Origin of the sequence: Acrocarpospora pleiomorpha (assembly GCF_009687885.1) — a bacterium.
In the GTDB taxonomy this organism is placed as follows: Bacteria; Actinomycetota; Actinomycetes; order Streptosporangiales; family Streptosporangiaceae; genus Acrocarpospora; species Acrocarpospora pleiomorpha.
In genome coordinates this window covers 115,608-136,552 of the sequence record NZ_BLAF01000042.1, presented here as the reverse complement: position 1 = coordinate 136,552, position 20,945 = coordinate 115,608, and the positions used below count along the sequence as shown (strand labels likewise).

At 65.8% G+C, this 20,945-nt stretch carries 18 protein-coding genes, 1 tRNA gene and 1 pseudogene; 14 read left to right on the top strand and 6 right to left on the bottom strand.

Annotated features, from left to right (window positions below):
• Positions 1 to 21 precede the first annotated feature (21 nt).
• The 3 genes from Aple_RS32005 to Aple_RS31995 all read right to left on the bottom strand — a co-directional run bounded on the left by Aple_RS32005 (position 22) and on the right by Aple_RS31995 (position 2,245).
• Entirely contained in the window at positions 22 to 237 is a 216-nt protein-coding gene (locus Aple_RS32005; protein WP_155348443.1) for a hypothetical protein, read from the bottom strand.
• A gap of 9 nt (positions 238 to 246) precedes the next feature.
• Positions 247 to 900, bottom strand: coding sequence for a hypothetical protein (locus tag Aple_RS32000; RefSeq protein WP_155348442.1), 654 nt, complete (start codon positions 898 to 900; stop codon positions 247 to 249).
• A gap of 124 nt (positions 901 to 1,024) precedes the next feature.
• Positions 1,025 to 2,245: a sigma-70 family RNA polymerase sigma factor gene (locus Aple_RS31995; RefSeq protein ID WP_155348441.1), complete on the bottom strand. Its 1,221-nt coding sequence runs from the start codon at positions 2,243 to 2,245 to the stop codon at positions 1,025 to 1,027.
• A 344-nt stretch (positions 2,246 to 2,589) separates the two neighbouring features.
• Here Aple_RS31995 and Aple_RS31990 point away from each other — a divergent pair, with 344 nt between their 5' ends.
• The 3 genes from Aple_RS31990 (at position 2,590) to Aple_RS31980 (ending at position 4,552) form a co-directional block, all read left to right on the top strand.
• Positions 2,590 to 2,775 carry an ArsR/SmtB family transcription factor gene (locus tag Aple_RS31990; RefSeq protein WP_373869662.1) on the top strand — a complete coding sequence of 62 codons (186 nt, stop codon included), beginning with the start codon at positions 2,590 to 2,592 and terminating at the stop codon, positions 2,773 to 2,775.
• Positions 2,760 to 3,050: a hypothetical protein gene (locus Aple_RS56415; protein WP_373869661.1), complete on the top strand. Its 291-nt coding sequence runs from the start codon at positions 2,760 to 2,762 to the stop codon at positions 3,048 to 3,050. Before Aple_RS31990 ends, Aple_RS56415 begins: the two co-directional genes overlap by 16 nt.
• 164 nt (positions 3,051 to 3,214) lie before the next feature.
• A complete protein-coding gene (locus Aple_RS31980; protein ID WP_155348440.1) occupies positions 3,215 to 4,552 on the top strand; it encodes an AlbA family DNA-binding domain-containing protein in 1,338 nt (445 codons plus the stop codon).
• Between the two features lie 65 nt (positions 4,553 to 4,617).
• On the opposite strand, the gene Aple_RS31975 is transcribed toward Aple_RS31980, so the two are convergent.
• Positions 4,618 to 5,433, bottom strand: coding sequence for a type I restriction enzyme HsdR N-terminal domain-containing protein (locus tag Aple_RS31975; protein WP_155348439.1), 816 nt, complete (start codon positions 5,431 to 5,433; stop codon positions 4,618 to 4,620).
• 147 nt (positions 5,434 to 5,580) lie between these two features.
• Between Aple_RS31975 and Aple_RS31970 the strand changes: the two genes are divergently transcribed.
• From Aple_RS31970 to Aple_RS56410, 6 genes and pseudogenes are all read left to right on the top strand, one after another.
• On the top strand, positions 5,581 to 5,733 hold the full coding sequence (locus Aple_RS31970; RefSeq protein ID WP_155348438.1) for a hypothetical protein: 153 nt from the start codon (positions 5,581 to 5,583) through the stop codon (positions 5,731 to 5,733).
• A 421-nt stretch (positions 5,734 to 6,154) separates the two neighbouring features.
• On the top strand, positions 6,155 to 6,787 hold the full coding sequence (locus Aple_RS31965; RefSeq protein ID WP_155348437.1) for a PDDEXK family nuclease: 633 nt from the start codon (positions 6,155 to 6,157) through the stop codon (positions 6,785 to 6,787).
• A gap of 113 nt (positions 6,788 to 6,900) precedes the next feature.
• Positions 6,901 to 7,608, top strand: a complete 708-nt coding sequence (locus tag Aple_RS31960; RefSeq protein ID WP_155348436.1) for a hypothetical protein — start codon at positions 6,901 to 6,903, stop codon at positions 7,606 to 7,608.
• A gap of 568 nt (positions 7,609 to 8,176) precedes the next feature.
• The gene (locus Aple_RS31955; RefSeq protein ID WP_155348435.1) at positions 8,177 to 8,332 is read left to right on the top strand and encodes a hypothetical protein; all 156 of its coding nucleotides are present in this window, start codon (positions 8,177 to 8,179) and stop codon (positions 8,330 to 8,332) included.
• A complete protein-coding gene (locus tag Aple_RS31950) occupies positions 8,329 to 8,826 on the top strand; it encodes a hypothetical protein (protein ID WP_155348434.1) in 498 nt (165 codons plus the stop codon). The genes Aple_RS31955 and Aple_RS31950 overlap by 4 nt, the downstream gene beginning before the upstream one ends.
• A 1,054-nt stretch (positions 8,827 to 9,880) precedes the next feature.
• A pseudogene (locus tag Aple_RS56410) lies at positions 9,881 to 10,999 on the top strand (recombinase family protein); the annotation flags it as partial.
• Between the two features lie 535 nt (positions 11,000 to 11,534).
• On the opposite strand, the gene Aple_RS31940 reads toward Aple_RS56410, so the two are convergent.
• Positions 11,535 to 11,620: transfer RNA gene (locus Aple_RS31940), tRNA-Leu, on the bottom strand.
• A gap of 132 nt (positions 11,621 to 11,752) precedes the next feature.
• Here Aple_RS31940 and Aple_RS31935 point away from each other — a divergent pair.
• The 3 genes from Aple_RS31935 (at position 11,753) to Aple_RS31925 (ending at position 15,846) form a co-directional block, all read left to right on the top strand.
• A complete protein-coding gene (locus Aple_RS31935) occupies positions 11,753 to 13,048 on the top strand; it encodes a M20/M25/M40 family metallo-hydrolase (RefSeq protein WP_155348433.1) in 1,296 nt (431 codons plus the stop codon).
• Between the two features lie 94 nt (positions 13,049 to 13,142).
• Positions 13,143 to 13,700, top strand: coding sequence for a hypothetical protein (locus tag Aple_RS31930; RefSeq protein ID WP_155348432.1), 558 nt, complete (start codon positions 13,143 to 13,145; stop codon positions 13,698 to 13,700).
• A 193-nt stretch (positions 13,701 to 13,893) separates the two neighbouring features.
• Entirely contained in the window at positions 13,894 to 15,846 is a 1,953-nt protein-coding gene (locus Aple_RS31925) for a chaplin family protein (protein WP_155348431.1), read from the top strand.
• Positions 15,847 to 16,009: 163 nt separating this feature from the next.
• Here Aple_RS31925 and Aple_RS53680 read toward each other — a convergent pair whose 3' ends face one another.
• Positions 16,010 to 16,195 carry a DUF5703 family protein gene (locus Aple_RS53680; RefSeq protein ID WP_155348430.1) on the bottom strand — a complete coding sequence of 62 codons (186 nt, stop codon included), beginning with the start codon at positions 16,193 to 16,195 and terminating at the stop codon, positions 16,010 to 16,012.
• A 205-nt stretch (positions 16,196 to 16,400) separates the two neighbouring features.
• Here Aple_RS53680 and topA point away from each other — a divergent pair, with 205 nt between their 5' ends.
• Positions 16,401 to 19,061 (top strand): type I DNA topoisomerase, encoded by a 2,661-nt coding sequence (gene topA / locus Aple_RS31915; RefSeq protein ID WP_155348429.1) that lies wholly within the window; start codon positions 16,401 to 16,403, stop codon positions 19,059 to 19,061.
• A gap of 374 nt (positions 19,062 to 19,435) precedes the next feature.
• Positions 19,436 to 20,647 (top strand): FAD-binding oxidoreductase, encoded by a 1,212-nt coding sequence (locus Aple_RS31910; protein WP_246264923.1) that lies wholly within the window; start codon positions 19,436 to 19,438, stop codon positions 20,645 to 20,647.
• Positions 20,648 to 20,945 lie beyond the last annotated feature (298 nt).

The window sequence follows — 20,945 nt, the reverse complement described above, 5'->3', positions numbered from 1 at the left end:
TTCGCTCAAGACGGAAGGCGGCTAAGCCGTCATGTCCTGCCAGGTGAGGATGTAGCCATCGACGCTGATCTGGTCGTCGTACGGAGTCCGCAGGTTCAACCGACATTCGTCGTGGCAGGGGACCGGTCCCCAGATCCACGCTTTAGGGGCGCTGGAGTGAGTCACGCCTTCCACCCGGATCTTGCCCCGTGCGTTCGGGGTGATCGGTTTGTCGCAGACCTCGCAGATGTATTCCACAGTTGGGGTTCAGCGTCCTTCGGTCCTGGGTTGGATTTCATCCGGGCCGGTGCCGGGGAAGGGAGGAAGTGGTCCCGCCAGATGCTGGCGTTCCGCGCTGATGTCGATGACAGCAACCCAGTCGTGCGCCGCCCACGTCTCCAGATCGTTTGCGATGACGTCGAGGTCGACTGCGGCTACGTGCTGCACTTCGGCATCCGTCAGGAGGTCGTCAGACCGGGTTCCCTGCCGCTCGCCGCGAAAGGCCTTGGCATACCTGCGCAACAGTTCGATGTGAAAACCGATCCCGCTGCGGCTCGCCCGTGCCACCGGAAACAGGTTATCGGTGTGCGCGGCGGCTTCGACATCGGATTCCAGGCCAGACTGCCAGGACTGGCGTTTCTCAGCCGCTCCTGGGCAAAGGTCGTCGGCGATCTGACGGTCTATGAGGAGCCAGGTCTCCGACCGATCGCCGGTGGAGCGGGCCCAGGCGGAAAAGTCCGTTTCGGAGACGATGTAACCGGCCGCCTCGTACGTCCCTTTGTCCAGTACGCAGATGAGTGCCTTGTAATTGGGAATCTCGTCAAGGCCACGTGGCCGACCGGGCAAAACTTCACTTCCCGGTAAACCGCTGAGGTACTCCAGCTTGTCAGTGCCGTCCGGCAGATTCAGATACAGAGTCATGTCTCTCCAGCGCTCAAGCGCATGGTACGCGGTCACCGAGGACGAGGTGGGATCTCCGCTTAAGCCTTCATGGGGAAGGTGAGCAGATGTACTGGGCGGTCCGGAGAAGGTTGGAGTGAATGAATCACTGCTCCCCAAAGTGCGTTATCGCCTTCTCCCGGATGTGGGCCAGGCGCTTGGAGATCGGGCTGTGGTTCTTGTAGCCCATCAGGTCCGCGATCTCGGCGAGCTTGGTGATCCCGCTGTTCATCAGGACGACGACCTGCCGCTCGCGCGGATCGAGCAGGGCAAGAAAGTCGCTGTACACCATGTCTGCGATCACCTCGGTCTCCGGGCCCTGCACAGGGATGGTGTCGGTCAACTCCACGAACCGGACTTTGACCTTGGAACGCTTGCTGTGCAGTTTGCGTTCGAAGTCCTCCCGTGCGTACGACCAGTAGCCGGAGAAGTCGTCCTCGACGCGGTTGGCTTTCACCGCCTCCAAGATGCCGCGGAGCCGTCCGGTGGCGTCGGCATGGTCGACGGTTGACCGGACGACTTCAGCAGCCTCGGCCTCCCCGCACCACAGGTCACCGCCCATGCGGGGACTCGCCGCCACCACGCCCTTGAGGAAGGTCCCGTCTTGCAACGGAATAGGCGTCTCCTCAACGTCGGCATCGACGACGGGAAAGTCGCCAAGGATCTGCTGGATCGCGGCCGTGACGGCCGGGAGCCAGAAATCCAGGTTGTGGGCCAGAATCCGGATCGGATCCCTGCCGGAGAAGCTATTGAGTCCCGAGCCCGAGTTGAGATGGCCCCACACCGTCGAAGCCCACGCCCGCGACAGCCGCTCCTCGAAGTCACCGGGCAGGAACCGATCAACCGGATCCGTCTGCACGAGGTACGGCCACTGCCCCGCACGCAGCAACGGCAGCCCTTGCCGTTGCACGGTCGAGCGCGGCAGCAGGTGAAACAGTGGCGCATACTCGTGGAAGCGGCTGGTCGTCCTCGGCACGAAGACCACGTTCACGTCGCCGCGATCGGCCACCTCGTGCATCGGTTCCGGAAGGTCCTCCTCGGAGAAGAAGTGACGCCGGAACTGAGCACACTCCCACAACATGTTCCACCGGGCGACGGCCAGGTCTATCCACATCCTGTCCTCACCCCTCAGACCAGTCAGCGGCAGCGTGACGTACTCGGGCGGGAGCGGTTCATGCGGGCGGACCACCCGCTTGTACAGGAAGCCGGCCGACCGGTTGAAGACCCGCGGGTACGTCTCGGCGGTGGCCTCATCTTCGTCGGCGAAGAATCCCTCGCGCTGGAAGGCCTCGATCTCAGCGGCGGTCAGCTCGCGGTCGTCAGTCATCTGATCGGCTTCCCGGTTGATGGTGTCTCTGCCATGCCTACCTCACGGCACACGAAGCCGTTTTCGTTCCGCCGACCCGGAACTTCGTCGCTGGCGACACCGTGGACGTCACCCACAAGGACAAGACACTGCGGTCCGGCTTCGTTTCCAGCCCTGCCCTGTTCCAGGGCAGCAGGACGCTACCTTCGCGCGTTTCGGCGTGGCAAGGCCTCGCGCGATCGACGCAACGAAACGCTCTTCAGATGGCCTTGACCTGGCACCCAATGCATCTACATGAATTAAGTGAAAGGGCGCACGCCTGGCCTCCACCGTAGTCACCTTCGCCGCCAGTCAAGGAGCTCCTGATGAGGCGGTCCGGTTTGCGGCTGCTGTCGCTGATCGCCTCCTTCGAGAGTGGCCAGGCGTGCGCGTGTGACCTGACCGGCCCGTTCGAGGTCTCCCAGCCGACCATTTCCCACCATCTGAAGGTGCTGCGGAGGCTGGTCTGGTCGGCTCGGAACGGCGCGGGACCTGGGTGTACTACTGGGTGATCCCGGCCGCGCTGAACCGCTTGTCCGGCCTGCTCCAGGCCCCCACCGCCCCTGTGGCCTCCGGTCAGGCCCTTGCTCGGCCGGTCCGGCGCATGAGCCTTCCCGGGCTGGGGCGGCGCGTGGCGGCTGAGGCGGTCGGTTTGCCGGCGCTGGTGGCCGTGGTGGTGGGCTCGGGTATCCAGGCGGATCGGCTCAGCCGGGACGGCAGGGTGGAGCTGCTGGCCGGCCGGGGTGGCGTCTGGAGGCCACTGCGGAGGGGACGGGCCGCCTGGTGAGGACTGGCGGACCCGGGGCCGGCTCCGCCGCCCCAGAGGAGAACCGGTCATCCGGGCCGGAATCGCCCGACGATCTTCCGTCATAATCGAGTTACGGTGAGTTGCCCGCAGTGGCGGGGCGAAGGACGCGACGTTGTCCCCTCTAGCGCGTACCGTGCCCGCTCATGAGGAAGTTCCGATCCCAGCGGCTGGAGAAGCTCCTGGGCACGCAGATCACCGCCGACTCCCTGACGTGGAAGCATCTCCTCACGCTCAAGGACTCCAAGATTCGCGAAGCAGCTGACCTGGACTACAAGCTCATGTACGGGACTCAGCCGAGCGACCGGCACAAGCCCGGCGGGGATGTCGCGGCGATGGCCAACACCCAAGGCGGGCTCATCCTCATCGGTGCCGATGAGGATGATGACGCGCAACTCACCGACCTGCCGGGGGTCCTGTTGTCCGATAGGGAGCACACCCGCCTGCTCAGCCTCATCGGGGACCACGTTCACCCGTACGCCGAGTTCGAGGTGATCCCCGTGCCCGACCCCGATCGCGAGGGCATGGGCTGCTACGTCATCGCCGTCCACCGCAGCTCCCGGGCACCGCACGGCGTCCTCATCAACGAGGGCTACCGGTGGCCACGGCGTCTCGGCCACAAGACCGTCAACATCTCCGAGCCGGAGCTTGCCACCAGGTACCGGGCCCGGTTCGCCCTCGCCCGCGATCAGCTCAGCCGCTCCGGAGAGATCGAGGAAATCACACGGAACCGGTGTGCCGTCCACCCCGGTTCCTGGGTGATGGTGTCCCTCGTGCCGGACCTGCCGGGCGACATGGTCGTCAACTGGGACACCTTCACCGCCTTCAAACGCGGCTTCGGCAGCGAGGATCCGGTGCTGCTAACCAACGGCTGGAACTCCTGGGAGCGGATAGCCCCCGGGCCTCGCTGTCTGATCCTGGACACCGGTGCCCGTCTTGAGTACGACGAGCGGGTGGAGGGACAGACCGCTCAGCTGTATGCCGATGGCGCCGGCGTGTTCGCCATGCACCAGCCCGACCTCAACGCCCGGGCCCGCCTCGACGGGCGAGGAGACGACTTGCCCTGCCGCCTCGGTGAGCTGTCCCTCATGGTCGCTGTGCTCTCCGGCGTCCGGTTCCTTGCCCGATACGCGCGTGACTACGCCTACGCCGGAGGTGACGCGCTGATCCGGGTAAAGGTCGGTGACCCCGACCCTCTGCGCATGGAACTCGGCACGATGGGCTCCGGAGCGACTGTGCGGCTGGGCCAGTTCGTCCGGCACGGGGCGAGCGCGGAGCGGGCCGCCCCGCTGGAGGAACTCGCTGACGACACTCCCCAGCTGGTGGCCACCGCCGCGTACCTTGTCGGGGACATTATGCGAGCCTTCGGACACCCCGATGTCCTGCACATCACCACCGACGGCCGGGTCGCCCCAGGCCGGTGGGGCGAGTACGCAGGTTCGATACGGGCCTGGGCCGAGAGGGCGGGTATCGAGACGGTTTAGCAGCGGGTGGCCGGCCCAGGGCGATGGAACATCGAGGCCGGTCGTGCGGCCAGCACGGGAGGCAATCAGGCGAGGGCTTCGGGGCGGAGGACCTCTTCGCGCAGGATCCGGGCCAGGTCTTTGGGTTCGGCATTGTGACTGGTCTGGCGGCGGACTTCCTTGCGGATGGCCTCCAGCACCCCCTCTGACAGCAGGGCCTGGGCCAGCGCCTTGGGCGAGGTGGCGGCCCGGCTCTTCCACACTTCGTGGATCAAGCGCTTCTTGAGGGCGTTCCTGCTCAGATAGAACAGCGCGTCAGCCTTGGCCGAGCGCGGGTCCTCGCCCAGCAGATCCACCTCCAGGGCCAGATCAACCACCACGGGCAGCCCGCCAGTGAGATGGTAGACCTGCCACGCTTGGCCGTTGGTCAGGATCATCCACTCCACGCCCTCGTTGACCGCGTACATCTGGACCTGCCGCAGATGCCGCAGGTCCAGCTTCTGGTTGCACCGCTTGACCTCGATGAAGGCCACCAACTGCTTGTCGATGCGCACGCCGTAGTCGGCGAACTCGCCCTTGACCTGGTATTCCATCGTCAGGTCCTCGTACTTGTCGTAGCCGAGGCCCTCGCACAGGAAGTCAGTGACCAGCAGGCGCGTCTCGGCTTCGTTGGCGTCGCGGGCGATCAGCGTCGCCAGCGGCTTGGCGTAGCGGCGTATAGCCGAGCGGACGCGGTCGCGCGCATCGATCTCCCACTTGGGCGCCGATCGTGAGGGTGCCACCGTCTTCTTGGTGAGCACCGCGTCGATTCCGGCGATCCTGACGGGCACCATCGTCGCAGCCGAGTCCGCGGCCGCTTCCTGTGCCTTGGCGACCCTTGTCTGTGCTGTTTGGTCACTCATACCCGTCTGCCTCCGTCTCGTCTCATTGGCCCCGGCAGATTACGGTCCGCTTTCAGCTCGTCGCAGGAAATCGTGTCAATAGATCCCGGATCGTTCCATCTCGCTCACATACGGGGTCAGTTGATCGAGTTCTCAGGCAGGAGCCGGGTGGCAGCGGCTTGGGCCTGTTCATGGCGACGGCTGCTCCGCCGGGTCGTCCAGGGCTTCGAGTTCGACGTCGACGGCGCGTACGGCCAGCAGTCCGGAACGTGTGCAAGACCTTTCAGCGCCGCGTTGACCTTCCCGACGACGGCATTGTAGGCCGCCTCACGTGGGCGGCCTCCTTCAAGGAGAACGAATGAGGGAGATCATCGCTGTTCTGGCCGCTGTCGTTATGGCGGTCAGCCTGGTTGGTGTCAGCGTCGCGGCCGGTCGCCACTCCGGCGAAGGTGGCAGGTTGCGCGGACCCGAAGAAGCGCGGGGCCTTGCGACTACTGGAACCCCGGAATCTGCCCAAGAGCGAGTACGGTGCGTGCCTGCCGGGCGAAATCAAGGTACCCAGTGGGAGCGAGAGTACTGATCGCATGCGATGGCGTGCGGCTTGTACAACGCCAGGGTTTCCACAGCTTCGACCGTGCCTGGGCGTCGGCTGAACGGTCGTGGTTCAAGCTGGCCATGCTCTCGTGCGTAGCCCCTGACTCAGCCAGGATGGGCACATGAACAGTACAGACGGTCCAGTGTCGTGATATCTGCCATCGAAACCAGATATGCCGGGTGCCATTTCCGCTCTCGCTTAGAGGCGCGATGGGCCGTCTACTTCGACCACCTGGGGATTGCGTGGGAGTACGAGCGCCAAGGGTACGAGTGCAGCGCGAGACTCACCCTCGGCACTGAACCGATCGCCTATCTTCCCGACTTTTGGCTTCCCGAATACGGGATGTTCGGCGAAGTGAAGGGGCAGCTCGACACCGAATCCCTTACCCGGCTCCTCGACGTCGCTGCGTCCCTATCGACCAACGACGGTGGCGGCTGCCACGACAGCGGCGGCAACGACATCGTGGTGTTCGGCCGCATCCCAGAGCAAGGCCAGGATCTATCCCCGACCCGCCTGCACATGCATAAGGGCGACCTCCAGTGGTCGGCCTGGATGTTCGAGCCCGGGGCCGGGTGCGACTACGGCGGCGTGCGCATCGCAGCGGACGTGGGCGGCGATGACATCTACGAGGAGGCGCGCCGAGGACTCACCCCTGAGCGGATCGCCCAGACACTCCTCACGGGGTTCCCTGCGGGTGCCCGCCTCCCGGATTCCACAAGAGCTGCCTATGACGCTGCCCGCGTGGCTCGCTTCGAGCACGGCGAAACGCCAAGAGGGTGAACGCGCGGCCGATACCATCGGGCGGATTCCACCGACATTGAACCGTGAAGCGGTACCGGGGATCCGCAGGTTCAATCTGGTCCATGCCATCGCCTGACTCGTGGGAGACTCTCGTGTTCCTCTGCCTCATCGGCCATGACATCCCGAACTTCAAGACCGTCGACGGGTTCGACGTGGCGAACGACGCGCGTCTCGTTGCTCCGGAGGAGTACCTCAAGCATCAGCCGCGCGTCGGTGTCGTGTACAACGTGCTGGCCAATGCTCTCGCGGCGGTCAGTGACAAGACCGGGCGCATCGTCAACTTTGAGATGCCTAAGTTCTACGAGACCGAGATCCTGCCCGCGATGGGCATGGAGCCCGACGATGTGACCACCCCGATCACCTACGACACCTTCACTTCCGCGTTCCTCACTGAGGCGCTGCTGCACATGGCGGAGGCAGGCTATCTAGCACATCGAGGCAACGGAGACTCCGTCTCCTATCACCTTGCCCTGCCGACGAAGTCTGCGCCTAGGGCGCACAGCAGTTTGCCACAATGGCGAGGGCGACTTCTCGCTACCTGCGGCCGTAAGGGCGGGAGGTGCCTGGCGCACCCCCGCCCGCGTACCTTCGAGACGCTACGGCAGTACAGCGGTGGCGAGATGCTGACCGATCTCGGGCCGCAGCACGAGCACGACGAGCACGAGAATGATCAGTACCTGCACTCGGTGTCGCGAAACGTTGACGCCACCGACGATGGACACATCTATGCGCATGGAATCTCCCCTGAAAGGCGGATAAGAAGATCCGGGCCTCGGGAGCGATCTGAAGACCTACCCTGACGTGCGTCGCTACACTGATGATGTGCAATCCGAAGCGGCAGCCGACAGGGCCCAAAGCCCGGCAGTACCCGCTTAGGCGCGGGCCGGGGTCGCCACCCCGGCCCGCACAAAAGCAGATGCCGCCACGGATCATACCGATCGCGACCGCTTCTGTGGTGATTCTTGGGCTAGTTGGGTGAATAACTGGCGGCCCTAGCGCCTCGGCCCCATAGCGGGGAGGTGCAGAACCGGTGGATGAGCCGTCATGCAGGCCTTAGCAGGTCACGCCATGGCTTCATGGATGTCCCGAGTAGGGCGACTTTAAAGTCCACCTTTTTAGTCCACAACGCTCCAGGGTCTCGCACCAGCCTCTAGCGACAGGCTATGTATTAAGCAGAGAAAGGCGGTCGCGGAATTAATGAATCATTATTAGTTCCAGAAGTACTAAGCCATTCACTACCCCTGTACCCCCCTACGGGGGTCGACGCCCAGGGCGCGAGGATGGCTCTCAGCGAAGCCTGTGGTCTGCGGGTGCCGACGGGATGACGCCGTTTGCCGGATCGTCGGTCGCGCCTGACAGAATGCCTGCATGCCGCTCCCACTCAACCTGCTCCCGCGCGCGAAGACGGGGGACCTCAACCCGGTCCTGGTTGGCACCGTGCACGCGCGGCTCACCCCCGAGCAGCAGCGGGAACTCGCGGAAGAGCTGCTGAGCCAGGCCGACAACGCGGCGGACGCAGCATGACCCCCGAAGAGAGTGGCCTCGAACTGGCGGTCGCGTTGATCAGCGCTGGGGCGGCCATTGTGGGTGTTGTGGTCGGCATCTTGGGTGCGGGAGTCCAACAGTGGACACGCCACCGTAAGCACGACAGGGACGCCTACGAGAAGGCCCTCCAAGACGTGCTGACCGGTGCCGCAATGTTCCAACTGTCCCTCCAGGTCTTCCGTGCGGCCTGGCACGGGCGTCTGATTCCAGGCACGAGAACAAAACTCGCCAACGACTCCCAACACATCCTCCTGCCCGCGATGGGCCGCATACTGGACGCCCTCACCCTTGTGACCCTCTCGCGAGCCCGAAGGCACAGGCCGCTCGTACGGGCAGCCGGACCGCTCACGGACGCGGTCGGAGAACTCACCGAAGCGCTGGGCCAGAACGAGGCCGTGTACACACGCAAGCGGGAGGCGTACAACGAGGCGTTGAGCGCATTCCGGCGCGAGGTTGACCTGCGCAGGGTGTGACATCTCCCCGGGCCACTCAGCCCTGGACTTCACGCTGCCGCAGTACAGGCGTCCCTCGACCGGCTACTCCATAAGGTTGACCTATAACAGATCGTGACGGAAGCCGACTGCGTTAGGGTCCTGGTGAGGGAGTCTGACAATACCAGTCAAGATTGTGTAATGATGTTTGTACGGCTATGGCTGATACCTCTGCTACCTGTGTGACCCCGGAATCTCAAGGGGGGTGGAACGTTGGACCTGTCGGCGGCTGGATGAGGACGGGCAACTTAGACACGTCCAAGCAGATGAGGGCAGCTCCGATTGACGGCCTGCATTGCAGGCCTCTCCCAGATCCCTGTCAGGGGATGACCCAGTTCTGCGATCGCTTGTGACTCGCGTGGCACCGGGTTTCCCGCCAGCCCCACTCGAAAGGAGTTGGTCATGTTCAGCGTGCCATCCATCGCGAGTACGCACACCTCGAAGGTGCCCAGATCGCTCATATACCGGCTGCTGACTCTCGTGACGACTCAGACGTTACACAAGCGCCATGACAAGTTTCCGGCGATCAGAGCCGAGGTCGATGGCTGGCCTGGCTACCGTCAGACGACCCACATGACGACAACACCAGTGAGACCCTCACAACCTTGTCCGACGCGATATGTGTCCTCAACCGCGCCACGCTCTCCCGTGTCGACGTGACCCATCCATCCACTGCGTACGACGTCCTTGGCCGTACCCGCCCAGGCGACGTCATCGAGATCTCCGACTACCGCCCTGCCGAGGTCCCATCCGCACCGCGCGGATCTAGGCTCGGTACGGCTATCACGGCCCCGACGCCATACCTCCAAGCACGTCGCCGGGGCCGCACCCCTACCGCCAGTAATGAACTGATAGGAGTGCCTCCATCATGGCCGCATCCACCATCCGTAACCAACCGGTTCTGGAAGTTGTCTTACCAAGCGGACCGCCTCGGCTCACGCGAGGCGCCGCTACCGAACTGCTCGCCATCCTGTTAGAGGCCCAGCACAAACAGAATCTGCCGACCAGCCGCCCAGACGTGGCCTGAGGAATCCCTATGAACGCCATCCCCTTCGCCTTCTACGGCCGGGTCTCCACCGAGGACCACCAAGACCCCCGGTCCTCACGGGCCTGGCAGATCACCCGCTCCCGCGCGCTCATCGAGTCGCGCGGGGGCGTGATCGTCGCCGAGTTCTTCGACATCGACAAATCCCGCTCGATGCCTTGGCAGCGCCGCCCGCAGGCGGCGGCGCTGCTCGCCGAACTACGCAAGCCCGACCGCGGTTTCGACGCGGTGGTGATCGGCGAACCGCACCGTGCCTTCTACGGCAACCAGTACGGCCTAACCTTCCCCGTCTTCGAGCACTTCGGGATCCCCCTCTGGGTACCCGAAGTGGGCGGTCCGATCGACCCCAACAACGAGGCCCATGACCTGGTCATGAGCGTGTTCGGCGGCATGAGCAAGGGCGAGCGCAACCGCATCAAGGTCCGCGTGCGCAGCGCCATGTCCGCCCAGGCCCAGATGGAAGGCCGCTTCCTAGGAGGTCGGCCACCCTACGGCTACCGACTGGCCGACGCAGGCCCACACCCCAACCCCGCCAAGGCCGCTGACGGTAAGCGACAGCACCGATTAGAACTCGACGAGTTCGCCGCCTCCGTCGTCGCCGGGATCTTCCGCGAGTTTCTGGAGGGCCACGGTCTTTACGCCATCGCCGAACGGTTGACCGCCGATGGCGTTCCCAGCCCTTCAGCCCACGACCCGGAACGCAACCGCCACAGATCCGGGATCGCCTGGGCCAAGAGCGCGGTCCGGGCCATCATCACCAATCCTCGCTACACGGGCCACCAGGTATGGAACCGGCAGCGAAAAGACGAGGTACTCATCGATATTGACGATGTCGGCCTTGGCCACACCACCAAGCTGCGCTGGAACTCAAGCGAAAAGTGGGTGTGGTCCGACGACATCGTGCACCCTCCGATCGTGTCGGCCGAAGACTTCAACGCCGTCCAAGAGCTGCTCACCGGGCGCGGCGGGCAGCAGACCGGTCGCCGTCTCAAGACCGCGAGCCACCCCTACATCCTCCGAGGGCTGATCTTCTGCGGGGCGTGCGATCGCCGGATGCAGGGCAACTGGTCCAATGAGGCGCCTTACTACCGGTGCCGCTTTCCGGAGGAGTACGCCCTGGCGAATCGGATCATGCATCCTCGCAACGTCTACGTCCGAGAGGACGTGATCGTCCCGAAGCTTGATCGGTGGCTCGGGAGGTTGTTCGCCCCTCACCGCGTCGATGAGACGCTTGATCTCCTGGTCGAAGCTCAGAAGATCGAGCCATCGGAGCATGAGGGTCTGGCCCTGGCGCGGCGGCTACTGGCCGAATGCGATCGGAAGCTCGCCCAGCATCGTGCCGCCCTGGAAGCCGGTGCTGACCCCGTGGTCGTCGCCGGCTGGATCCGGGATGAGCAGGCCAAGAAGGTGCAAGCCGAAGCACGGCTTCGCCGAGAACCGGCCTGCAGGCGTCGGCTTAGCCGAGATGACCTGGCGGAGGCAATGCGTACCGTGGGCGACGCCGTACGGCTCCTGGGAACGGCTGAGCCGATCAGGAAGGCCCGGCTGTACACGAAGCTAGGCGTCCGGCTGACCTATCATCCGAGCAAACAAAAAGTCCTGGTCAGCTCTACATCTGACCAGGACTCCATGGGCGAATCGAATGTGTCCGAGGGGGGACTTGAACCCCCATGCCCATCACTGGGCACTAGCACCTCAAGCTAGCGCGTCTGCCTATTCCGCCACCCGGACGTGGTGCCTGCACGCGGGACCGTCATCCCGCGTCGGCTGTTAAAGGTTAGCACTCGCGGGCCTGTGGTTCATCCCGCTATCCGATCGGCCAGGATGGGAGGCGCAAGCCGTACCGACTCTGGAGGAAACAGGATGGCCGGCCTTGGTGAAGATGAAGTTGCAGGCCTGTGCGGCGATCTGATCCGGATCGATACGCGCAACGCGGGGGACAATGCGGGGCCGGGGGAGCGGGTCGCCGCGGAGTATGTGGCGGAGAAGCTCGCCGAGGTGGGGGTGGAGGCGCGGATTCTGGAGAGTGATCGGGGGCGGGCCAATGTGGTGGCCCGGATCGCGGGGGAGGATCCGACGCGGGACGCGCTGGTGCTGCACGGGCATCTGGATGTGGTGCCCTTCGATCCAGGCGACTGGCGGGTGCATCCGCTGAGCGGGGAGATCGTCGACGGGTGCGTGTGGGGGCGCGGGGCCGTCGATATGAAGGACATGGATGCCATGATCCTGGCGGTTGTCAGGAAGCGGCTCAGCGAGAAGCGTCGGCCGCCGCGGGATGTCGTGCTCGTGTTCACCGCTGATGAGGAGGCGGGCGGGCGTTACGGGGCGCAGTGGCTGGTCGAGAAGCACGCGGATGTCTTCGAGGGGTGCACCGAGGCGATCGGTGAGGTCGGTGGGTTCAGTGTGACCGTTGGGGAGCGGCAGCGGGTCTATCTCATCGAGGCGGCCGAGAAGGGCATCGCCTGGATGAAGCTGACCGCTACCGGTCGTGCGGGGCATGGATCCATGCTGAACAGTGAGAACGCGGTCACTGAGCTGGCCGAGGCGATCGGGCGGCTGGGGCGCTACGAATGGCCGGTACGGCTCACGCCCACGGTCCAGTCCTTCTTCCGCGAAGCATTCGACATCGAGATCAAGGCCGAGGACGCGGAACAGGCCGTCGCCAAGCTGGGGCCGCTGGCCCGGATGGTCGGGGCGACGCTGCGAAACACCGCGAATCCGACCATGCTCGACGCCGGATACAAGGCGAACGTGATCCCGCAGACGGCGATCGGGCATGTGGACGGGCGATTCCTGCCGGGGTTCGAGGAGGAGTTCTTCGAAACCCTCGACGAGCTGCTCGGGCCGAACATCCAGCGGGAGCACGTGTACCACGATGTCGCGGTCGAGACGGCCTTCGAGGGGCGGCTGGTCACGGCAATGTCGGATGCGCTGCGGGCGGAGGATCCCTGGGCCAAGGCGGTGCCGTACACGCTGTCGGGGGGGACGGATCTGAAGGCGTTCAGCCGGCTGGGGCTGCGCGGGTTCGGGTTCGCGCCGCTGATGTTGCCGCCGGACTTGGACTTCTCGGGGATGTTCCATGGCATTGACGAGAGAGTTCCGGTGGATTCGCTCAAGTTTGGGGTCCGAGTTCTTGACCGGTTCCTCGATTACTGCTGAGAAAGCCGTTGCGTTGACGGTGGGTGGTGCTAACGTAACGCTCCGTTGAGGGGTTGATCCGCATCGGGCGGCTCGACGGAGTTCGGGAGGTCGCGTGGCACGCACGCCGGGGTTTCAGCAGGGGGCCGTTTCGCCCTCCGCTGACCTGTGCGTGCCCGCGGCCGACCGCCGTCCTGCCCGGGACGATCGGATGGCGCGGTTCGCGGCCGACTCCCGGCTTGCTCGTCTGCTGGTCATCGGCGGTCTGATCGCCGTCGGATGGCTGGTCGGCGTGATCTTCGGTGTCTTCGGCACGGCTTCGGCCGTGGCCGAGACGGCGCCCTCAGCTGTCGTCTCCGGGTCGGTGTCGCACACCGGCGGTTTCCCCACGGGCGGCGGCATCCATGCCTCGGACAACGCCGAGGCGATGGCGGGTCGGAACGTCGACGGGCTGACCAGCCAGTCCACGCCCGTCCTGCCCGATCCGTCCACCGCTGACCACACCCCGGGGAACGGTCTGATTCCCCAGAGCAGCGGTGGCTTGATTCTGTTCGGGGATGTCGCGAGGTCCTTCGCCGACCCGCGGCTCACGCACTCGCCCGCCCCACTGGCGGCGCTCGTGCCCCCTGTCGTCCGCACTGCGGCGGACGATCCTTCCTTCTCTCCTGACTGACCCCGCCTCCATACCGGTCCCTCGTCCAGAGCGACCGGTGGCGGAGCGTGCCCTTCGACATCTCCGTCGAGCCGCTCCGACGCGGGTGACGCGGAAATTCCACCACCCTCGCGACGTGCCATGCCCTCCGGCCTGGGACATCTCTCGCGAGCTGTCAGGTAACCCCCAAGAAGAACCACTAGGAGCATTCATCATGCGAACGTGGGCGAAGGGCTCAGCCCCCGCCGCGCTGCTCGCGGCCGGCGTCATGGCCCTCGGCAGCGGTACGGCTATCGCCGACACCTCCGGCACCAACTCTGTCGGTGGCGGCAACCAGGTCAACCTGCCCATCTCCCTGCCGATCGACATCAGCGGAAACGCGGTCGGCGTGGCCGGCGACGCGACCGCCGGGTCGAAGGGCGGCGCTTCCGTCGAGAACACCACTAAGGGTATTCCCGGCAAGACCTCAGGTAACGGCAGCGTGCTCGGCGGCAACCAGGTGAACGCGCCGATCAGCGCGCCGGTCAACGCCTGTGGCAACGCGGTGTCGCTGTTCGGCGGCTCCGACGCGGGCTGCTTGGGCGGCTCGTCGGTCAAGAACTCCGGCCAGGGCGGCGCCGGTGGCAACACCACCAACGGCGACCACAGCCTGCTCGGCGGCAACCAGATCACGGCGCCGATCAGCGCGCCCGTCAACGCCTGCGGCAACGCCATCGCGATCTTCGGGAACGCCGTCGCCGGGTGCAAGGGCGGCTCGTCGGTCAAGAACACCGGGGTCGGGCCGGGCGGCAACACCACATCGGGGCGGTCGTCCGCGCTCGGCGGCAACCAGGTCATCGCGCCGATCAGCGGTCCGATCAACATCTGCGGGAACACCGTCGCGATCTTCGGTGAGGCGTTCTCGGGCTGCAAGGGCGGCTCGTCGGTGACCAACACCGGCAAGCCGGGCAAGCCCAGACCTCGTTACCACACCGCCGCGGGTTCGACCGGGAACGACACCGACGGGCGGTTCGGGGTCGGCAGCGGCAACCAGGTGATCGCGCCGGTCAGCCTGCCGATCAACCTGTGCGGCAACTCCGTCGGCGGCGCCATCTCGGGCTGCAAGGGCGGCACCGACGTGCAGAACTCCGTGCCGGGCACGGCCGCCGGTGGCAACCGTACGGACGGGAAGTCCGGGGTGCTGGCCGGGAACCAGGTGGTCGCGCCGATCACCGCGCCCATCAACGTCTGCGGCAACGCCGTGGCCATCGCGGGGGAGGCCTTCGCGGGCTGCATCGGGGGCTCGTCGGTCAAGAACGGCGGCAAGGGCGCCGGGGGCAACACCACGTCGGGGCGCTCGGGCGTGCTGGCGGGCAACCAGGTCGTGGCGCCGATCACGGCTCCGATCAACGCCTGCGGCAACGCGGTGGCCGCGCTGGGCGCCTCCGAGGCGCACTGCAAGGGCCTGGTCTCCGCCGACGGCGGGCCTGGCGGCGGTGGTAACCGTACCGACGGGAAGTCCGGGGTGCTGGCCGGGAACCAGGTCGTGGCGCCGATCACGGCTCCGATCAACGCCTGCGGCAACGCGGTCGCCGTCCTGGGCGACGCCGCCGCGGGCTGCCTGGGCGGCTCGCGGGTCGGCCCGGCCGCGGTGGCCCAGTCGGCCGTGGACGAGGGCTACGCGTACTGGACCAGGAGCTGGGGCAAGGTCAACGCCAGCCAGGCGGGGGGCATGCTGCCCGGTCTGCCGTCGGTCCCGGCGCTGGCGGGGGTCAAGGACGTGGGCAACTTCACGCAGAAGATGAGCGCCGCGGGCCTGCCCGCGCTGCCGGTCGTGGGTGACCTGCCGAGCATGCTCGGCCTGCCCGCGCTGCCCGGCCTGCCTGGTCTGCCCGGCTCTCCCGCCGTTCCGGCTGCTCCCACGGGCCCGTCCCGTACGGCTACCGCGGCCGCGAACCCGCTCGCTCCGGTGAGCGATCTGGCCGGTTCGCTGCCGGTGGCGAGCTCGCTCGGCCAGGCGGCCGGTGCGCTGCCGGTCGGTGGGCTCGGCCTGATGAGCGCCGCCCAGCCGGTCGGCGTGACCGGGATGAACGCGGGCTCGCTGGCGGCCCTGCTGCTCGGCGCGATGTTCGCCGCCTCGGCGGCGCTCTTCGCGTCCACCCGTCGCTTTCGTCTCGGCCGGAGGTAACAAGGCCGTCGGTCGAAGGTAACGGTTTTCTCACCCTTATCCGGGTGACCACAGACGCTCCCCGCATCCAGCGGATGGGAGCAGAGAAGCTTTGCCCGTTCCGGGGGCGCGGCCCGGGACGGGCAAAGCCTTTTTCGCGCGGAACTGGCGTGACTTGGGACGATCACATGGTTCGGGCGACACGTATGATCTTTCGCCGTAGGCGTACGCGTCGGCTACCGTCGGGATACAGTCGCAGCCGGTCCAGTTCCCAATGCCCGTACTCCGCATGCTCGGTCAGTACCTGGCGAGCGGTTTCGCGTGATGTTCCGCGCGGCAAGTACAGATCCATGTAGGAGTACTCCTGCATCTGCGATTAGTCTCCCGTTGGGACGGTGGAACCTCTTGGGCTCTATTCTGCGTCCTCGTGGAGAGACGGGTCCAGGCGGTGACCGATCCGGGTAGCCCGTGGGGGTAGGACTACCGGAGACGGGTTACCGTCGAAACGGAGTCGGCAGAGCCACGACTCCGGTAAGTACGGGGATACGACAGCGAACAGCGAGGTAGGTAGCAGCGTGCCAGCCAACAACGGCAACGCCGGCGGAACCCGCCTGGTGATCGTCGAGTCGCCGGCGAAGGCGAAGACGATCGCTGGGTACCTCGGGCGCGGCTACATCGTGGAATCCAGCATCGGTCACATCCGTGACCTGCCAGGCAAGGCCGACGACATCCCGGAAAAATACAGGGGAGAGTCGTGGGCCAAACTCGGCGTGAACGTCGACCACGATTTCGAGCCGCTGTACGTCGTGAATCCGGACAAGAAGTCCCAGGTGACGAAGCTCCGGGCGCTCCTCAAGGACGCCGACGAGCTTTACCTCGCGACGGACGAGGACCGCGAGGGCGAGGCCATCGCGTGGCACCTGCGCGAGGTGCTCAAGCCCAAGGTCCCGGTGCACCGCATGGTGTTCCACGAGATCACGCCGCAGGCGATCCAGGACGCGGTCTCCAACCCGCGTGACCTGGACCTGCGGCTTGTCGACGCCCAGGAAACCCGGCGAATTCTCGACCGTTTGTACGGATACGAGGTCAGCCCGGTCCTGTGGAAGAAGGTCAAGCCCCGGCTGTCGGCCGGGCGAGTGCAGTCGGTCGCGACCCGGCTCGTGGTCGAGCGGGAACGCGACCGGATGGCGTTCACGTCGGCGGCCTACTGGGATCTGGCCGCCGTCTTCGACACCGGCCGCAAGGCCGACGACCCGAGCCGGTTCGGCGCGACGTTGACCGGTGTGGCCGGTAAGCGGGTCGCGCAGGGGCGTGACTTCGCCTCCACCGGGCAGCTGAAGAACGGCGATGTGCTGCATCTGGACGAAGCGGCGGCGACCTCGCTGGCGGGGCGTCTGGCCGGGGCGTCGTACGCGGTGCGGTCGGTTGAGCGCAAGCCGTACACGCGGAAGCCGTACGCGCCGTTCCGGACGACCACATTGCAGCAGGAGGCCAGCCGGAAGCTGGGGTTCTCCGCGAAGTACACGATGCAGGTGGCGCAGAAGCTGTATGAGAACGGCTTCATCACCTACATGCGAACCGACAGCATCACGCTGTCGGAGACCGCGGTGGCGGCGGCGCGGAGTCAGGCGGTCAAGTTGTACGGCTCGGCGTATGTGCCGGACAAGCCGCGGGTGTACGCGAGCAAGGTCAAGAACGCTCAGGAGGCGCACGAGGCGATCCGGCCATCCGGGGAGGAATTCCGCACGCCCGGCGAGACCGGGCTCTCCGGGGACATGTTCCGGCTGTACGAGCTGATCTGGCAGCGGACCGTGGCTTCGCAGATGAAGGACGCGGTGGGCGAGTCGGTGTCGGTGAAGGTCCTCGCCGATCGGGAGGAGGCCGAGTTCAGCGCCACTGGGCGGACGATCACGTTCCACGGGTTCCTCAAGGCGTACGTGGAGGGGGCCGATGATCCGTCCACGGATCGGGACGACTCCGAGAAGCGGCTGCCGAACCTGGCCGAAGGGGACGCGCTGACCGCGCTGGAGCTCAACGTGGCCGGTCACGCGACCAAGCCGCCCGCGCGATACACCGAGGCGTCGCTGGTCAAGGAGCTGGAAGATCGGGAGATCGGGCGGCCCTCGACGTATGCGTCGATCATCGGAACGATCCTGGATCGTGGGTATGTGTTCAAGAAGGGCACGGCGCTGGTGCCGTCGTTCCTGGCGTTCGCGGTGAACAACCTGCTTGAGCAGCATTTCGGGAATCTGGTCGACTACGACTTCACGGCCGAGATGGAGAAGGTGCTCGACGACATCGCCAATGATCGGGCGGAGCGGGTGCCGGAGTTGCGGCGCTTCTACTTCGGCGAGGGCGAAGGGGACGAGGGCCTCAAGGAGATGGTCAGCGATCTTGGCGACATCGACGCCAAGGAGATCAGCTCGTTCCCGATCCGGGGGAGCGACATCGTGATCCGGGTGGGGCGGTTCGGGCCCTATCTGGATCGGGATGGGGCTCGGGTCAATGTGCCGGAGGACATGACGCCGGACGAGCTCACGGCGGAGAAGGCCGAGGAGCTGTTCGCGCGGCCGAGCACGACGCGTGAGCTGGGCAAGGACCCGGAGACCGGGTTTGTGATCCAGGCGCGGGACGGGAAGTACGGGCCGTATGTCACGGAGGTGCTGCCGGAGCCGGTGCCTGCCGCGGATGGGGCCAAGAAGCGGACGAAGAAGGCGGATGTTCCCAAGCCGCGGATCAGTTCGCTGTTCAAGTCGATGGATCTGCAGGAGATCACGCTTGAGGACGCGCTGATGTTGCTGACGATTCCCCGGGTGGTTGGGGAGATCGATGGCGAAGAGGTCGTGGCGTATAACGGGCAGTTCGGGCCGTACATCAAGAAGGGGACTGATTCTCGGTCGTTGGCGGCGGAGGAGGAGCTGCTGACGGTGACGATCGAGCAGGCCAAGGCGTTGTTCGCGCAGCCGAAGCCGCGGGGGCGTGGGCGGGCCGCGGCGCCGCCGTTGCGGGAGCTTGGGGATGATCCCAACTCGAATAAGCCGGTTGTGGTGAAGGACGGGCGGTTCGGGCCGTACGTGACGGATGGGGTTACCAACGCGTCCTTGCGTAAGGGGGACACGGTGGAGGAGATCACGATCGCGCGGGCGGCGGAGTTGCTGGCGGAGCGGCGGGCGCGGGAGCCTGCGCCCAAGCCGAAGCGGGCCACGCGGGCGCGGCCGGCGGCGACGAAGAAATAGTTTTTGCTGGGTGGGTCTGGGCTCGTGGCCGTTGGTGGCTGCGGGCCCTGACTTTTTGAGGGGTTGGTATTTGCTGATATTTCGGGCTATGGGGTTGGGGTGTCGGGGGGTCTTTGTGGGTTCTCGGGTGGTTGATGGTTTTTGTGGGTTGGGGTTGCCTGGTGGTTAGGGTGGCGTTGACCTGCGGATAGGCGGGGCGGTTCTGTCGGAGGCGGTGTCTAGGGTCGTCGGGGTAGGAACCCGCTATCCGACCCGTTGGAGCCGGCATGACCTTGAATGATCTGCGCCAAACGATCAAAGGCCGCGTGGTGTTGCGTGGTGATGAATGTTTTGACGAGGCCAGGAAGCCGTGGAACCGGGCGATCGATCAGTGGGTGCTGGCGGTGGTGGAGGCCTATGACGCCGACGACGTGGCCACCCTGGTGACGTATGCGCGGCAGGAGCGGTTGACCGTCACCGCGCAGCGAGGCGGGCACCGGCCCAGCGGGGACGTGGACGGGGTGATCCTGCTGCGGACCGACCGGTTGAATGACGTGGCGGTCGATCCTGTGACGCGTACGGCTCGGGTTGGCGCGGGGGCGACCTGGGATCAGGTTCTGAGGTTGGCCAGTCCGCATGGGCTGACCGGTCTGGTCGGCAGCTCTGCCACGGTCGGCGCGCTCAGCGCCGTGCTGAGCGGGGGTATCGGCTGGTTCAGCCGCAAGTACGGCTTCGCCGCGAACACCGTCCGGGCTTTCGACGCCGTGGACGCTGATGGGCTGCCGATCAGGGTGACGCCGGAGACCGATCCTGATCTGTTCTGGGCGCTGCGTGGGGGTGGCGGTGACTTCGCCGTCGTCACCGCGATTGAGTTCGACCTTCAGCCCGCGCCGAAGTTGTACGGCGGGCGGATGGTGTGGGCGGCTGATCGGGCTTCCTATGTTCTGGATGCCTATCGTGAGGTCACGGCTACGGCTCCTGAGGACCTGACGGTCTGGTTCAGTCTGCTCCAGCCGCCCGATGCCGCGCCGTCGGTTGCTGTCGAGGTGACGTTCTTGGGCGAGGCTGAGGAGGCGCAGAGGTTGCTGAGTCGCTTCGAGGCGGTTGAGGGGGTGGTCTCGGATAACCGTGGTGTTATGCCGGTGGAGGAGTTGGGTGGTATTTGCGCTGAACCCATTGAGCCGAGTCCTGGGTTGTGGCGCAGCGAACTCCTCACCGTCCTGGACGACACCGTGGGCCAGCTCCTGCTTGCCAACGCCAAATCCATGGAGCCACTGACTGCCCTGCAACTCCGCCAACTCGGCGGAGCTGTGGCTGTGGATCGGGCTGATGGGGGCGTGGTTCCGCCCTTGATCGAGCCCTTTCTGTTGTCCATGTTCGGAGTTCCGTCGGATGCCGAGGCCAGGAGGGCTGTCGGGGCCAAGATGGGGGAGATGGCGGATGCGTTTGATGGGTACGTCAGCGGGAGTAAGCCGTATATGTGCCTGGCTCCTGGTGAGGATGCGTCCAAGGCTTTCCCGGAAGCCACGCTGCTCCGGCTGCGGGAGCTGAAGCGTAGTCGTGATCCGCATAACGTGTTTCGCGGCAATTTCCCGGTCTTGCGATAGCAGGGGAACGGCCCACGGCCTGTGGGGACAGTGGCCCGTGGTTTGTCCGAGGGAGTCCCGGGGTGGGCGGAAATCCCGGAGCGGCTCATGCCCTGGAGCGGCCCTCACCCTCGGGTTCAATCACACCTCCGGAGGCCCCCGGGAACGCCTCCGGAGTAGCCCACGGCCCTGTAAGGCGGAGTCCACGGTTCCGGGAGGCGGAGCGGAAGTCCCGGTAAGAAATGAAGAGTGGGTGGGTGGGAGAACCCGGGGATCAAGCTGCCGCTTCATACGAGCGACCACGGGGATGACGGGGTCG

What these genes read in the sequence shown, in the direction of transcription:
- Aple_RS31975 (WP_155348439.1), bottom strand. Translation starts at nt 5,433, where the DNA reads ATGAGTGACCAAACAGCACAGACAAGGGTCGCCAAGGCACAGGAAGCG.
- Aple_RS31925 (WP_155348431.1), top strand. Translation starts at nt 13,894, where the DNA reads ATGCGAACGTGGGCGAAGGGCTCAGCCCCCGCCGCGCTGCTCGCGGCC.
- Aple_RS32000 (WP_155348442.1), bottom strand. Translation starts at nt 900, where the DNA reads ATGACTCTGTATCTGAATCTGCCGGACGGCACTGACAAGCTGGAGTAC.
- Aple_RS31995 (WP_155348441.1), bottom strand. Translation starts at nt 2,245, where the DNA reads ATGACTGACGACCGCGAGCTGACCGCCGCTGAGATCGAGGCCTTCCAG.
- Aple_RS31955 (WP_155348435.1), top strand. Translation starts at nt 8,177, where the DNA reads ATGCCGCTCCCACTCAACCTGCTCCCGCGCGCGAAGACGGGGGACCTC.
- Aple_RS53680 (WP_155348430.1), bottom strand. Translation starts at nt 16,195, where the DNA reads ATGCAGGAGTACTCCTACATGGATCTGTACTTGCCGCGCGGAACATCA.
- Aple_RS31990 (WP_373869662.1), top strand. Translation starts at nt 2,590, where the DNA reads ATGAGGCGGTCCGGTTTGCGGCTGCTGTCGCTGATCGCCTCCTTCGAG.
- Aple_RS31980 (WP_155348440.1), top strand. Translation starts at nt 3,215, where the DNA reads ATGAGGAAGTTCCGATCCCAGCGGCTGGAGAAGCTCCTGGGCACGCAG.
- Aple_RS31935 (WP_155348433.1), top strand. Translation starts at nt 11,753, where the DNA reads ATGGCCGGCCTTGGTGAAGATGAAGTTGCAGGCCTGTGCGGCGATCTG.
- Aple_RS31950 (WP_155348434.1), top strand. Translation starts at nt 8,329, where the DNA reads ATGACCCCCGAAGAGAGTGGCCTCGAACTGGCGGTCGCGTTGATCAGC.